This is a genomic window from Croceitalea rosinachiae (assembly GCF_031846445.1).
GTDB classification, from domain to species: Bacteria; Bacteroidota; Bacteroidia; order Flavobacteriales; family Flavobacteriaceae; genus Croceitalea; species Croceitalea rosinachiae.
The window spans coordinates 263,897-279,923 of sequence record NZ_JAVRHR010000001.1; the positions used below are offsets into that span (position 1 = coordinate 263,897).

General features: G+C 37.6%; 8 protein-coding genes. 1 reads left to right on the plus strand and 7 read right to left on the minus strand.

Annotated elements, in window-relative coordinates; genetic code table 11:
- Positions 1–90 precede the first annotated feature (90 nt).
- The 4 genes from RM706_RS01230 to RM706_RS01245 all read right to left on the minus strand — a co-directional run bounded on the left by RM706_RS01230 (position 91) and on the right by RM706_RS01245 (position 7,065).
- The gene (locus tag RM706_RS01230) at positions 91–1,671 is read right to left on the minus strand and encodes a RagB/SusD family nutrient uptake outer membrane protein (protein WP_311349199.1); all 1,581 of its coding nucleotides are present in this window, start codon (positions 1,669–1,671) and stop codon (positions 91–93) included.
- 29 nt (positions 1,672–1,700) lie between these two features.
- Entirely contained in the window at positions 1,701–4,766 is a 3,066-nt protein-coding gene (locus RM706_RS01235) for a SusC/RagA family TonB-linked outer membrane protein (protein ID WP_311349200.1), read from the minus strand.
- A gap of 152 nt (positions 4,767–4,918) precedes the next feature.
- Positions 4,919–5,932 (minus strand): GntR family transcriptional regulator, encoded by a 1,014-nt coding sequence (locus RM706_RS01240; protein WP_311349201.1) that lies wholly within the window; start codon positions 5,930–5,932, stop codon positions 4,919–4,921.
- 116 nt (positions 5,933–6,048) lie between these two features.
- Positions 6,049–7,065: an alpha/beta hydrolase gene (locus RM706_RS01245; RefSeq protein ID WP_311349202.1), complete on the minus strand. Its 1,017-nt coding sequence runs from the start codon at positions 7,063–7,065 to the stop codon at positions 6,049–6,051.
- Positions 7,066–7,274: 209 nt separating this feature from the next.
- On the opposite strand from RM706_RS01245, the gene RM706_RS01250 reads away from it, so the two are divergent.
- Complete coding sequence (locus RM706_RS01250; RefSeq protein ID WP_311349203.1) at positions 7,275–8,525, plus strand: NRAMP family divalent metal transporter; 1,251 nt, start codon at positions 7,275–7,277, stop codon at positions 8,523–8,525.
- A gap of 6 nt (positions 8,526–8,531) precedes the next feature.
- Here the strand turns inward: RM706_RS01250 and RM706_RS01255 are convergent, their stop codons facing one another.
- The 3 genes from RM706_RS01255 to RM706_RS01265 are packed head-to-tail and all read right to left on the minus strand — an operon-like array spanning position 8,532 to position 15,956.
- Positions 8,532–10,469 (minus strand): OmpA family protein, encoded by a 1,938-nt coding sequence (locus RM706_RS01255; RefSeq protein WP_311349204.1) that lies wholly within the window; start codon positions 10,467–10,469, stop codon positions 8,532–8,534.
- A 10-nt stretch (positions 10,470–10,479) separates the two neighbouring features.
- Complete coding sequence (locus RM706_RS01260; protein WP_311349205.1) at positions 10,480–11,448, minus strand: PorP/SprF family type IX secretion system membrane protein; 969 nt, start codon at positions 11,446–11,448, stop codon at positions 10,480–10,482.
- Positions 11,449–11,459: 11 nt separating this feature from the next.
- Positions 11,460–15,956, minus strand: a complete 4,497-nt coding sequence (locus RM706_RS01265; protein ID WP_311349206.1) for a T9SS type B sorting domain-containing protein — start codon at positions 15,954–15,956, stop codon at positions 11,460–11,462.
- Positions 15,957–16,027: the final 71 nt, after the last annotated feature.

Sequence of the window (16,027 nt, forward strand, 5' to 3'; positions counted from 1 at the left end):
ATTGAAAGCCAAGCAATAAATATCACTTGGCCGTCAACAACTACTGAACTTAAACTAAATCAAACTTATTCTTTTTTAGTAATGTAACCTTTAATATCCTGGGTTTTGATTTAAATTTGGATTGGCGTTCAATTCAGGTACGGGAATCCAAAGTAATTCATCTCTACCCGGTGTGAAGAAAGCAGATTCCCCTGCTAGAGATTTAGGGTGTCTCCCTCCTGCTATGGTAGAACCTTGGCCCATTACATCATCTGCCAGACCCCAACGTACTAAATCTAAGAATCGATGCCCCTCACCCGTCAATTCCATAATGCGTTCTTCAACAATGGCATCAAAAACTTCTTGTTGGGACAACCCAGCTGGCAAATCGGCAATTTCGGCCCTTTGCCTTACCTGATTTATTAAGTCTATCGCAGCTGCTTGATCTCCATTTTCATTTTCTGCTTCGGCCAGCATTAACAGGACATCTGAATACCGTATCAACCTCCAATTTACCCCTACGGTTTGTCCAAAACCTGGCAACTCTTGTCTAGTTCCGGCAAAGAGCATCGCATACTTTCTCGTAAATAATGCATCTACCCCTGCAACTTGCGCTGCTTCGATATCTGGCGCAAAATCCTCAAGAAAAGGTACTCCTCCATAACCTGTAGCACCAGGGTAGTCAAATGCTATTGTGGCATTACGTCGTACTATATCACCATTATCTTCAAATGTTTGGAGAATGTGTGGATTGATATAATGACTACGATCCAAGCTCACTGTTGGTGGAGAATAATCAATATAAAAGTTACTCTGAGATCCTGTTAATGGTGCATCAGAGCCCCAAACAAAGTTGTCTTGTGGAGAAAATTGTAGCTCAAAAACCGATTCTACGTTATTTTCACTTACGGTTGTAAAGTTTTCTTCGTATTGAGCACCTGACAACAATTCATACACTCCACTATTTACAACAGCTTGAAAATCTGTTGCGGCAGCGGAAAAATTGCCCATATATAAATATGTCTTTCCTCGTAATGCCAATGCAGCACCACTTGTTGGTCTCCCTAAATCACTGCTAGACCATGTAGAAGGCAACATAGTTGCCGCCATTTCTAAATCTGAAATTACCGCGTTAAAGATTTCAGTTTGGGTAGATTGATTCGGGAAAAAATCTTCATCAGATTCAGGTGTGCTTAAAACCAATGGGGCATTACCCCAAAAAGCTGCTAAATACCAATTTGCAAAAGCCCTCATAAAATAAGCTTGCCCCAATATCTCATCTCTAACACTACCAGTGGGCAGGTTTTCATCATTAGCCTCTTCTAGAATCGTATTTGCCCTAAATATGGTCTGGTACAATTGAGGAAACATATCGGTTGCCCATCTACTCACACCAGGAACACCTTGAAGGGTAGACATTGTAGTGTTATTTGCAAAAGGTACTACGTTAAACGCATCTGAACGCAACATGGGACCAGTGTGTACAACACGACCCCAGAAAAATACAGCAGTAATCGGGTGTATCATGCCGTTTACGGCAACCCTAAAATCAGCTTCATTTCTGAAAAAATCTAACTGCGAAACTGTATTCGGATTCGAAATTTCTAACTTATCCTCATCACATCCTTTGAGGGGCATAAGCAAAACTATGCCCAACGTCAAGATGAATAATCTGTTTGTTTTAATTTTCATTTTATTAATTTTCATTGTTCATAACCATTTTAAAAAGCTACTTGTAAACCTACTACTAGCGTTCGAGGTCTAGGTTGCGCCCGCAAATCAATACCCCTTCCAAAAATCGGAGGTGTGCTGTTGGGATTTCCAAAGAATCCTCCGCCTGTACCAGCCAACGTAGAACCAATTTCGGGATCATATCCGGTGTACCCAGTAATCGTGAATACATTCTGCATGTTATAAAAGATCCTTGCACTACTTACCCATGGCATGTTAATGGCCTTGGTAAGGTCGTAGCCTATTTCTATACTTCTTAATCTTAAATATGAGCCATCCTCCACATAAAAATCTGAAGGCAGTTGATTACCAGCGGCATTTGGCAAAGAGGCCCTGGGTATATCAGTGTTCTCATTTTGACCTAAAACAAAAGAATCACGGACATATCCAAATTTGTTACCATCTAAAAAGAAGGTGCCTGTAAATCGTGTTGCGTTGAATATTTCATTGCCTTGGACCCCATTAAAATTCAATCCAAAGTCCCAGTTTTTATATGTAGCGTTGAAATTGATTCCATAAGTAAAATCAGCAATTGGAGCACCAAGATTAGTTCTGTCATCATTATTAATAATTCCATCACCATTTAAATCAATCCTTCTAAAATCACCTGGTTGGAGAATAGCACGTCTTTCTGGATCATTTGCAACTCCAGGGTCATTGTCTATATCAGCCTGACTTCTATAAATTCCATCATTACGAAATCCAAAGAAAAAACCGATAGGCTCACCAACTTCATATCGATTAGGGGTATTTCCCTCTTCATCAATAGAAGGGCCCACCAATGGATTGGGTAGTTCGGTAAGTTCATTTTTAAGAGTTGCAAAGGTAAGTCCAACATTAAAATTGAAATCTCCTCCTGTGTCATGATTGTAATTCGCTTGTAATTCAAAACCAGAATTACGGATAGATGCCGCATTTTGAGTAACTGGATTACCAGACCCCGTTGTCGAAGGCACTGCTACAGGGGCCAAGACGTCATTGTTGTTTCTAATAAAGTAATCTGCAGCGAAAGTAATACTATTGTTGAGCAATGCTCCATCAATACCAACACTGGTCGATTGAGCAGTTTCAAAAGATATATTGGGGTCTACTAAATCAGTGATTGCAAAACCACCTGAAGTTGTATTGTTAAAACTAACATTTGATGTAGAATTCAAGACAGATTGAAAAAGATAATCACCAATATTCTGAGAAGCCAATTCACCATAACCCGCACGAAATTTAAGTGTATTGAACAATGAATTTTCTGGCCACCAACTTTCGTTGCTCATTACCCAACCAGCAGAAAAAGCAGGTAAAACAATATTGTTAAAATCATTATCTGGTGAAAATCTTGAAGAAGCATCTCGCCTGACAATTGCCGTGAATAAATATTTATTATCAAATTTATAATTGATACGGCCAAAGACAGAAAAAATTCTGGACAAAAATCGCCCACCACTAGAATTTACGATTTGATCGGCAAAGCCTGCTATATTGGTAATGTTGTTTGAAGGTAAACCTTCAGCACCTATCGCAAGTGAATTATTATCAGTCTGTTGACGGGCACCACCTAGCAAAACGTCAATTGAATGTTTACCAAAAGTATTCTTATAATTAATTGTGGGTTCAATATTGGTCGAGATCACCTCGCCTCTGATCTCAGTTAAATCATTAAGTTCATTCAAGTTTACCTGTTGATCTGTTGGACTCATATCAAAAGTTGGTTGAAAGAAATTAACATAGTTATTTCGATAATCTACACCAATGTTCAAACTAGCGGTCAAACCTTCAACAATTTCATAGTTAACTTTTAAATTACCTAACACATTGCGCTGCGTGGTTTGGTCATTTGTCAATTGGGCCAAGGCATAATTATTAGTTCCTCCCGACCCATTGTAAAGGTTTGAATCGATAGCTTCAAAACCACCTAAACGTTCAGGAGCCGCGGCGCGGACAACAGGAGCGGTAAACGTTCCGTTTCCGAAAAAAGGATTTGTGTTCAAATCTCTCTGATTATAGGACAAAGACTCTTCAAAAGTAAATTTGCCCGATTTGAACCTACTATTCATTCTAACATTCAAGCGTTCAAAACCAGTGCTTGTCACAATACCTTCTTCGTCATAATAATTCGCTGAGAAGTAATATGAAGCATCTTCTCCACCACCAGTGATATTGAATCCATAATCTTGAATAAAACCAGAGTTTAGGGATAAATCTTGAAAATCGGTATTTACTCCAGGATCAACAATATTTGCCGGCTGACCTTCATTAATACTTCGCTGGTTCAAAAAGGCAACAAACTCAGGTCCATTTAAAAAATCAAGGGTTCTACCAACAGTATTAGCACCAGCGCGAACATCAACAGTAACCTTTGGTCCAGAATTCATAGAACCCCTATTTGTTGAAACAATGATAACACCATTTGCAGCTCGTGTACCATAAATTGCAGCCGAAGTAGCATCTTTTAAGACCTGAATGTCAATGATATCTTTAGAGTTTAGAAATGTGATGTCATCCACAACGGTACCATCGACAACATATAATGGAAATGTATTTGTTAAAGAACTAATACCTCGTACTATAACGTTAGTTGGTGCGCCGGGCTGACCACCACCACTTTCAACTTGCACACCTGCCAATCGACCTTGAAGGGCATTGGTTGGGTCTGCATTCACAATCTGTCGCACTTCTTCTTGTTTTATTTGAGCAATTGCACCTGTAACATCTACTTTAGCCTGCGATCCAAAACCAGTAATCACAACTTCATCTAAAGCTTGTGCATCTGCCAATAAAATGACATTTAAAGTTGAATTACCAGTTAAAGGGATTTCTTGTGTTGTATATCCGATATAACTAAATACAAGTATTGCATCACTCGGTACACTTATTGAATAATTACCATCAAAGTCGGTGGTAACACCGTTTGAAGTTCCTTTCTGAATAATGTTCACCCCAGGTAAAGGACCTTCTGCGTCTGAAACTGTTCCTGTAATTGTAGTTTCTTGACCAAGCAGGGCACCTGCATAAATAAAAGCCAAAAAAGCAAACAGTTTTTTGAAATAGGTTTTTTTCATAAAAATAGAGTTTAGATTAGATAACTATACTATGATAGTCTATGCTACTTTTCAAAAATACATAAATATTACATATATCAAAATTTATTTGATTAATAATATTAAAATCGTAAATAAATTTATTAAATACTGTCAGATATTCAATTCAACCTTTAAAGGGAATCTCTATCAATTAAGGTTGTGGGAACAATCGATTTTGTGTAGGTCAAATTTTTCAAATTGTTCGCTGTTAAAGAAGCCATTTGCTTAAAGTCAGTAGAAATCGTTGTTATTCCTCCTAGTATTATTTCTTTTACTACATGATCGTTAAACGACAGAACACCTATATCTTGTCCTAAACTATAATTACTGACCTTACAAGCTTTTAGCAAAGACCAAAGATCTGCGTCTCCTATAAAAAGAAATAGGGTTCCTTTCTCAATGTCACCATCTTTGTAGTTTCTATGAACCTCACCTTGAATATTATAATCTTTTAGGAATTTTTGATATGAATTCAATATACCTATTGGGTAATCCATATCATTTCTAAAATATAATTTCAATTTTCTATAGTTCTTAATCTTCGGTAGAAGCTGAACCAAGGTTTTATAAGTGCTCTCCTCAAACTCTTGGGTTACATACGTATAATCAGAACTTAAATCTAAAAATCTATCTACTATCAATAATCTTTCAGGGCTTAATGTCCTAAGAAGCGCTTTAGTTCGAGAGCTTTCAATTGGAGCAACCACATACATCCCGTATTTACCATGAATATTTGAAAAGATTGTTTCAAATACCTCTTCATTATTGTGATGAAAAAAAACGTCAATTTGTACTCTATCTCCTATTTCGTTTCTTAATGAATTATAAAACTCTTGCTGAAAACGTTGAAAAGAGTACATTAACAACGCAATTTTTAGAAAGACTTTTGTTTTATTACTTACTATAAAGTATCCCTTGGTTTTCTTTGATACCACGAGCCCCCTATCCTTTAATTCTTCATAGGCTTTTACTATAGTCTTTCTTGCAAAACCCACCTCTTCTACCATCGTATTAATTGAAGGCATTTGATCCCCCATTTTTAAATGTCCCGAATCAATGGCTTCAATAACCCCCAGAACCAATTGCTCATGTTTGGAAAGTGAGTTTATTTCCTCTAGCTTTTTGATAAAGCCTATTAACTTCACAAGTTCAAATTTGATTAAGCATGAATATTACAAAAAAAAAATCCCTTATGGAAATTTTATGGTTTTACTATTAGAATAGTAAGTTGTATGAATCATGCCTAAACTAGGCGGATATCTTACTTACTAGAAAACTGATCAATTTCTAAAATTGATTCAATGAACTTATTTGTTTCTCTTTGAACTGATTCTAAATCTTTTGAAGATACATACGAAGTCATAACATGATCACCTGCATTAGGGAAAGCAACTTTTCTTTTCTTGTTGGTGGGCGTGCCCAATTCATTAAACATCTGAAGCATTGCAGGAACTGAGACAACATTGTCTTGAACTGTTTCATTCTTATAAAAATACCCCAAGAAAACGGGTTGTTTGACTTCTTTAAAGGTTTCTGTTGTCATCGTATAATCAACCATAGCTTGCAAATGTGTCAAAGCTTCTAACCTATACTTCGTGGTCCAATATTGGTTCTTTAGTGCTATATCGGTATCAAACTCATGATAATCGCCTCCCTTAACCATTTTGGCAAGTTCTAACCCCCATGGCTTTGTTAACAACTTGGCATTGGGGTCATAAATTTCAACATTTGGTGAATATAAGAGTAGCGCGGCTATATCAGAATCACCTCCTGCTAAGTGCAGAGCCAATGTTCCTCCGGTAGAGGTGGCCATTAAAATTATTTTTTGTCCAAGCTTTTTACCTATTGCAATGGCTTCTTTGGCAGAATCAATGACTTGATCTGCAGTTAACCCCAACATAGCTTCGTCTTCATCCAATCCATGGCCAGCTAATCTCGGCAAATACAAATTACAACCATATCGCTTAGCTGTTTGAAGATGAATAGGGTCGCCTTCTTCTTGACTTGCAGACCATCCATGTAAGTAAACGATACTATATTCCGTCTTTTTTGGTATGCTATCAAACCAAATAATTCGAGCTTGATTATCAGGTCTTATGTTAGAAAAAGAGTTTTCTTTTTTATTGATTTCTCGTTCAAGAGCAATCAAATCTGATGTTACTTCAGGCAAAGTTTCATCCATACTAGGAGGTTCAACTTTAGGACCTAAAAAATAAACGAGTATCAAAGCTCCTACAATAATTACAAGTCCTTTAAGGATACTAGAAATTAGCTTCATGTTTTTTTGATTTATTTGCAATTCAACTCATAAGTGCCTGCTTTATTTTAAATTGAATGCTTTGAAATATTATCCAATTGAACCTTTAAAGGAATACATTAATAGCACAAAGCAAATAGACTTGTAGTGTTTCTGGTTTTTTTATGGTGTCCTAAAAATACAATTTTTCATATGAACTAAATTGTAGTAAATTCAACTCATTATTGACTATGGGACAATTTAAACTATTATTAAAAACATTAGGACCGGGATTACTGTTTGCCAGTATGGCCATTGGCACTTCTCACCTAGTGCTCTCAACAAAGGCTGGAGCTCAATATGGCTGGATTATGATCATACCTATAATCTTGGCCAATATATTAAAATACCCCTTTTTTGAATTTGGCGTAAGATATACAAGCGTTACAGAAAATAGTCTCATTCAAGGTTACCTAAATCTTGGTAAAAAATATCTTTGGTTGTATGGCTTAATTACTTTAGTGAGTGTATTTACGATTTTAGCAGCTCTTTATGTGGTAACATCTGGTCTTTTCATCAACCTATTTAAGATTGAGAGTATCGGCATCAACACCATAGCCCTGGGACTATTTTCCTTTATTAGTTTACTATTGATTATTGGCCGATATCGATTTTTAGAGGTTTCTTTAAAACTAGTTATATCCATTCTTTTTTTGGCTTTGGTTATTACTACCGTACTTGTAATCAATAAAGGACAAGCAATTGCCATTTCTGGGTTTGAACCTCCTAAAATTTTTAATGAGTTAGGAATCTTATTTTTAATAGGATTAGTTGGTTGGATGCCAACTGCTGTGGAAGCTTCAGGTTGGGTAAGTATGTGGAGTATGGAGAAATTAAAATCAATGGCCGTAAAACCAACTCTTAAAGAAGCTCTTAATGAATTTAATCTTGGGTATTCACTTACCGCTTTGCTTGCCGTTTTTTTTCTTATCATAGGATGGATGACCCTTTATGGCACAGCTACAGAACTTAGCGGAAATGCTGTTCTTTTTGCAGATCAAGTGGTTACTCTTTTCACTTCCCATATTGGAGATTGGGCCTATTTTTTAATCGCCATAGCAGCTTTTGCAACCATGTTCAGCACTTGTATGACAGCTCATGATGCTGTTTCAAGAGTGAGCTTGGATATACTTAGCAAACTTTACCCAAACTGTAAAAAGCTTGGTTCAAAATCCGCCTTTGCCTTTACTGTAATTTTCTTGGCACTAATCAATTGGGTAGTTATTTCAGTATTTAGTGGCAATATGGCGAATTTAGTTGCATTGGCGACTTTCGTATCTTTTGTAATGGCCCCATTAATTGGATGGATGAATTTAAAAACTGTTACAGGAAGTGATTTCCCAAAGCAATACAGACCATCAGGTTTATTGCAAATACTTTCTTATCTGGGAATGATATTTCTTACAGGGTTTGCGGTATACTACTGCTGGATTGTTATTTAAAACTTGTTAATTAAATAATATATTATCATTCAAGACCACTAATAAGCAACGCTGGTTTTGTTGATGTAATAACTCTATACAATACACCCCATTTTTACAATTGTTGATTATTTTATCCTCACCATACCCCACTGAATATAGAATATTGGCATTTGAAACGCCCTTACTTATTAGATACTTTTTAATTGCATCAGAACGCTGCTGCGTCAATCTAAAGTTAGTAGCTCCACCACCCCTACTATCCGTATGGGTTTCAATTCGCAATTGTATTTCTGGAAACAAACTTACCGCCTCTACTACCTTATCTAGCTCAGTAGCTATGGCTTCGGTAATCGATGTTCTATTTTTTTGAAAATAAAACTTTTTTAATTTTATAACTGTCTGGCCTTCTTTTTCTTCCACAATGTCTTGATAAGCTACTAAACCTATATTGGCATCAATGTCTTGAAGTTCTTCCAAAGCTGTAGAAGTATAATTTTGACTATAAACAGAATGCTTTTCTTTAGAAACTTCAAACACAATTTCATCTTGCCATGGTATTTCAATTCGATAAGCTCCATCTTCTGATGTAATCGCACTATGCAATAAATCACCACTTTTTGTCTTAAGCTTAACATTTGCGTTTGCTAATCCAGTTTTTTTACCCTGTCGCAATACTTTACCTTTTAAAACCAGTGTTTTAATTCCTGGTTTTTCATCAACCATAAATCCATAGATATCATCACCTCCTTTACCACCGGGCCTGTTAGAGGAAAAATACCCTAGAAGTCCATCACCTTTATTCTTAATTACAAACCCAAAATCATCTTCTGCCGAATTTATTGTAGGACCCAAATTAAGGGGAATGCCAAATTCATCGCCACTAATACTTGCTTTATAAATGTCCATACCTCCAAGGCCATAAAATACATCAGACGAAAAGTACAAACTATTCTCAAAAATATATGGAGCAATCTCATTACCCGGCGAATTAATTCTTGGCCCTAAATTTATTGGAGCAGACATAACGTTTCCATTATTGGTATTAACATAATAAATATCTGTACCACCATAACCATTGTCTAAGTTCGCTGCAAAATATAACCTATCTGTATTAGCGTCATAAAATGGATAGTAAAAAGAAGTACTTAAATCACGCCAAAGAAACCTGAATTGACCATTCAACTTCTGAACGCCAATGGCCAAAGAATTCTTTCCATTTTCATCAAATTCAAGCTCTCCATCATTTGTGTTTGAAAGCACATAAAAAACACTATTCAATTTTTCTGAAAAATACGGAGTTGCCTTATGGTAATTGGAGTTTTCTAAAGATGATAATACTATTGGATTTTCTAATTGACCATCTGTATTTATTTTACCTTTAAAAATATCTAAATAAGATTCGTTCGTTGGCTCGTAGTTTGCTTTCTTACCTAAAGGCCTACCACTGGTAAATAACAAATCATCTTCATAAAAAGAAGGAGAAAAATCAGATTGAGCACTATTACTAATTAAATTAAATACGTTAAAATCTAAATTGCCTTCTACTTTTTTATTGCTCAAAATATTATAGTTAAAGTCTGAATTCTCAATCAATTCCTTTTGAAAACCCAGTCCTTTATCACGTAATACTTCTTTTATTCGATTATTATCCGATATTTTTGACAAACCTAATAGCAATCTGTTCAAACGATAATTATCCGTTATGGTATCATTTGAAAAATACTGTAAATACATATCGTTTGCCTTTTCAAAATTCTGAACCTGAAAATAAGAATCAGCCAGATTGAGGTATTGGACAGGAGAAAGCACAATACCTTTTAACATATCATCTTCATACGCGATAATGGCTTTTTTATAAGAATATTGAAAGAAATAATCATCTCCTTTAGATTTCTTACCCTGGCCGCTAACAGCAGTAATAATTGCAAAAAAGATAATGAATATGCTAATTGTATTCTTCATTTTCTCAAAATTAGAAAAATCTAGGGGAATCAATTTGTTTGGGTTTCCCTTTAAGTTTTTTATTCTTTTCCTTATTAAAATCATTTCCTCCTCTTCCTAAATAAAACTTTAAAATGACTTCATGCGAACCACTATTAAACTCACCAAGGGCATTAGTATTATAATCATACGAATATCCTAAAAACATACTTGGTGATACTTGAAAGCCAGCAAGACCACTCACGGCATTATCAAAACGATATGAAGTGCCTATAGTAAAGGCATCCATAAATAAAAAATTTGCTGAAAGATTGAGTGTGGTGCCTGCTCCATTAAGGTAGTTGATTAAAAACGCTGGCTTGAACTTTGAACTATCAGAAATTTGAAAAACATAACCGCCAATAAAATTATATTGAACTTTATCTTCAACCAGCGTAGCAACTTCATCATTATAGATTCCATTGGTCAAAAAATTTGGAATAGAAGCTCCTATATACCAGTCATCTGAATACATGAACAAACCAGCACCAATAGTAGTATAAAAATTACTTTGTTCTTGCCCAAACAATAAGGGTTCTCCTGGGTTTTGAAAATTACCTTTCGAATAGTCTACACTTAATGTTGAACCACCAGCATCTATGCCAAAAGATAACCAAGAATCATCGGAAAGGTTTATTTCATATGAATATGCAATGTCAATATATGTTTGGGATACAGGGCCTAATTCATCATTTATCACATTAAAGCCCAATCCCATTTTCTCATTGCCTAAAGGAATGTTTGTGCCAAAACGCAATGTTCTAGGCGCGCCATCAATATCAATCCATTGTGCGCGATATAGACCCATTATTTCAGTAGTCTCAACACTTCCTACATAAGCAGGATTAAAGCTACCAATATTATACATATACTGTGTATACTGTGGCTCTTTTTGAGCCCAACTTAAGGTAGACACAATACTGGCAATTAAAATTATTTTATACTTTAACCCTATTGACATTCTTACTTAAGTTATCGAATTATTTGAATCCATCCTTTAGTTACTTCAGTTCCGTCACCTAAATCAAGTATATAAAAGTAAGTGCCTTTTGGTAGGTTTCCATTTTCACCACTACCATCCCAAGTGCTATCATATCCATTTTCAGCATACACATTATTTCCATACCTATCAAAGATTTGAAGAGAACTATTTGGAAAATTTTGATGTCCAACCAATACTAATACATCATTTACGCCATCACCATTTGGCGAAAATAAATTACATAGTGTACCAATGTCAACACAAGCGCTTCTATTTATATTAATCTGTACTGTAGAGGTATTATTCGATAGGTCGGCATCAACTGGCAACGAGCCTATTAATGAAGCAGTATTAGAAAGGGTACCTGTAGTTCTTACTGTTACCGTAATTTCCAGGGTAACTTCTTCTTCTGGCAACAATTCTTCTATCGTCCAAAGTCCAGTGATTTCATCATAAATACCTTTTGAAGTGATGCTAGAAACGAACTCGAAACCAGATGCATCTGTAATTAAATCTTCCACTTCGATATTTATGACCCTATCCATACTGAGGTTTATCAATGTTATAGTAAAAACTACATCAGTATCAATTAATGGTGCAACATTGTCAACAGATTTTTCTATGGATAAATCTATAGGTTCTGGGTCACAATCAATAGTTAGAAATGGGTCACATGGATCCAAAGGATTACTTGCTTCTTCAGGAACGGCATCAGTATCAGGATTATCTTCAACCAAAACTTCTTCACCATCTGTAAGACCATCACCATCAGTATCTGCATTGTTTGGATTAGTACCTAAACCTTCTTCTTCGCTATCGGTCAAACCATCCATATCTGCATCTAGGATACACGTTTCCACATCAACTACTATGTCAACTGTAATTCCGTCACATGGTGCTTCATTTATGTCTGTAGTAAACCTAAACACATATTGACCAATCGGCAACCCATCAAAATCTACACTATTCTCAGTACCGATAATTAACATGGTATTATTAGGTGATTGTATAAGACCCCAAGACCCAGAAAACGTTCCGGAAATGGCATCATCTAAATCCACCATAGTAGGACCACCTTCACCAGTTCCATTACAGCCAACGATGTTTTGTGAAACCGGAACAGGTTCAGAAACTACCATTGCGGTTACTTCTTGTCGCTCAGATTCACAACCATTTGCTGCGGCTTCCACATAAAAGACTGTGGTACTTGAAATCGTTGGTGTTTCAAAAGAATTACCCGAAGCCAAAACCATCGTTGATGTGGGAGAGTCGTACCAATTAATAGTAGATCCAATAGTTGCCTCAGCACTTAGGATAACCATTCCTTCACCACAGCGGGTATCATCAATAATTGAAGTAATGGAAGGCGTTTGATTAATAACCAATGTTATAGCGACCGAAGGCCCAAAACAGTTTTCAGCCTCATCAAGATAAAATCCAAAATAAGTCCCCGGGGAAGTAACAATACTTGGCCGATACGCACTGCTCTGGAACTGATCAGAACTGGTACTCCAAATCAACTCTGCCCCAGCAGGCGGATTACCCATAATATATGTATCTAAATCGACTTCAATAGTGTCACAAAAGTTAGTGCTCTGTTCGGTATCCAAAACAGGGGATGGCAGGCAATTGTCGTCATCTAAAATGGTTCCTGTTGCTAATCCTGCACCGTCCAGTAAAACATCGTTGGTTGGAATAGCTAGCTGTACGGAAAAGTTCTCACTGTTTTCTAATTCTGTATCATCAAAAATTGGAACCATAATCAATTGAGTTTCATTGGAATTACCTAAGAATGAGAGTGTTCCCCCAGTATTATCATAATCCAATCCTCCTGTCGCTGAACCATCCAAAAAGCTGTATGTTATAGAAAAACCCCCTGGCTTTTCCAAATCCACATTTACCGGAATATTAAGCACTCCTGATGGCGTATCTTCATCCACTGCAGCGCTACTTATAGAAAGAGATGCTTGGTCGTTGTCCTCATTAACTATCTGTAATTGAGGTACATCACTTCCTGTCAAAACATCGTATGCCGAATCTGAAGAACTAACATCTCCAGTATCTATAGTATATGTAATATCCCCATCATCAATCAAATCATCAATACCTATTACCGTGATTTGAACTCCTGTTTGCCAATTGGCGGAAGTCAATACCACTTCATTAGGTCCACTACCTTCAGAGGTATCATAACCACTCAACGGAATTGTCACATTGGCAAGAGGGGAGGTATCCAAAGTAAATTCAAATGTGGCAGTGCCTCCAATCTCGGTAGTACGATCCGTAGTGTTGTCTATATTTATTCCTGCAACGTCGTCATCAGTATTAGTCATGTCAAGGTTGTCCACAGCAGCACCTCCAAGTAAATTATAGGTCGCATCTCCCGAAGTCGGGTTGCCCGTAATCAATGTATATGTTTGGTTCCCGTCAGCTATTACATCATCCACCCCAGTCACCACTAAATCAACCCCTGTATCCCAATTGGTCGCATCCAGTTCAACACTTGCCGAACCCGAACCCTCAGTACCATCATAGCCAGTGATAGGGATTGTCACAGCGGCAGTAGGCTCGCTGTCCAAAGTGAAGGTGAAAGTTGCCGTTCCACCCGCCTCAGTCGTTGTGCCCGAAGTAGGCGTGACGTTGATTCCTGCAACGTCGTCATCAGTATTAGTCATGTCAAGGTTGTCCACAGCAGCACCTCCAAGTAAATTATAGGTCGCATCTCCCGAAGTCGGGTTGCCCGTAATCAATGTATATGTTTGGTTCCCGTCAGCTATTACATCATCCACCCCAGTCACCACTAAATCAACCCCTGTATCCCAATTGGTCGCATCCAGTTCAACACTTGCCGAACCCGAACCCTCAGTACCATCATAGCCAGTGATAGGGATTGTCACAGCGGCAGTAGGCTCGCTGTCCAAAGTGAAGGTGAAAGTTGCCGTTCCACCCGCCTCAGTCGTTGTGCCCGAAGTAGGCGTGACGTTGATTCCTGCAACGTCGTCATCAGTATTAGTCATGTCAAGGTTGTCCACAGCAGCACCTCCAAGTAAATTATAGGTCGCATCTCCCGAAGTCGGGTTGCCCGTAATCAATGTATATGTTTGGTTCCCGTCAGCTATTACATCATCCACCCCAGTCACCACTAAATCAACCCCTGTATCCCAATTGGTCGCATCCAGTTCAACACTTGCCGAACCCGAACCCTCAGTACCATCATAGCCAGTGATAGGGATTGTCACAGCGGCAGTAGGCTCGCTGTCCAAAGTGAAGGTGAAAGTTGCCGTTCCACCCGCCTCAGTCGTTGTGCCCGAAGTAGGCGTGACGTTGATTCCTGCAACGTCGTCATCAGTATTAGTCATGTCAAGGTTGTCCACAGCAGCACCTCCAAGTAAATTATAGGTCGCATCTCCCGAAGTCGGGTTGCCCGTAATCAATGTATATGTTTGGTTCCCGTCAGCTATTACATCATCCACCCCAGTCACCACTAAATCAACCCCTGTATCCCAATTGGTCGCATCCAGTTCAACACTTGCCGAACCCGAACCCTCAGTACCATCATAGCCAGTGATAGGGATTGTCACAGCGGCAGTAGGCTCGCTGTCCAAAGTGAAGGTGAAAGTTGCCGTTCCACCCGCCTCAGTCGTTGTGCCCGAAGTAGGTATCACATTGATGCCTACCGAATCGTCGTCGGTATTAGTTATGTCAAGATTGTCAACGTCACCAGCTCCAAGTAAATCATAGTTCGCATCTCCCGAAGTCGGGTTGCCCGTATTCAATGTATATGTTTGATTACCATCATCTATTTCATCATCCAACCCAGTAACCAACAAATCAACTCCTGTGTCCCAATTGGTCGCATCCAGTTCAATACTTGCCGGACCAGAACCCTCTGTACCATCAAAGCCCGTGATGGGGATGGTCACGGCCGCAGTTGGCTCGCTATCCAAAGTAAAGGTAAAGGTGGCCGTTCCACCGGCCTCTGTCGTCGTGCCCAAAGTAGGTGTCACATTGATACCTGCAACATCGTCGTTCAAAAAACTACTCTCACCTACACCTTCAGTTAGAGATATTGTTGCATTTATACTAGGATTGCTTAAGGCTACCGTAACAATTTCATTTGGCTCTATTATAAAATCTCCATTAGTAGTTACCACAATGTTTTGAGTAAAACCCAATAAAAGACTAAAATTTAAAGTACCCCCAATACCATCCTCATTTCCTCCACTAATAGTGTAATCCACAGAATAGGATTCTAAGATTATGGGAGTATTTATAGTTACAGCAAATGATATTGTACTTGTATTTATATCACCCTCATTTACTGATGCCGGATCATTTATTGAAATTGTTTGTGCGTATCCATTGGAAATAAAAAAAAGGCAGATCAATATTAATAAGCCTCCATACCTTTTGAATATGCTAAACTCTAAAGTGGTATTTTTTTTTAAGTAGGACATTTCTAAATTAAGATTTTCAGCAAAATTCATCTTACCAATTTACAATCTGGGCGAGAAGCAAGATAAATAAAAAATGTAGTAATCAATGAAGTTCACGATTA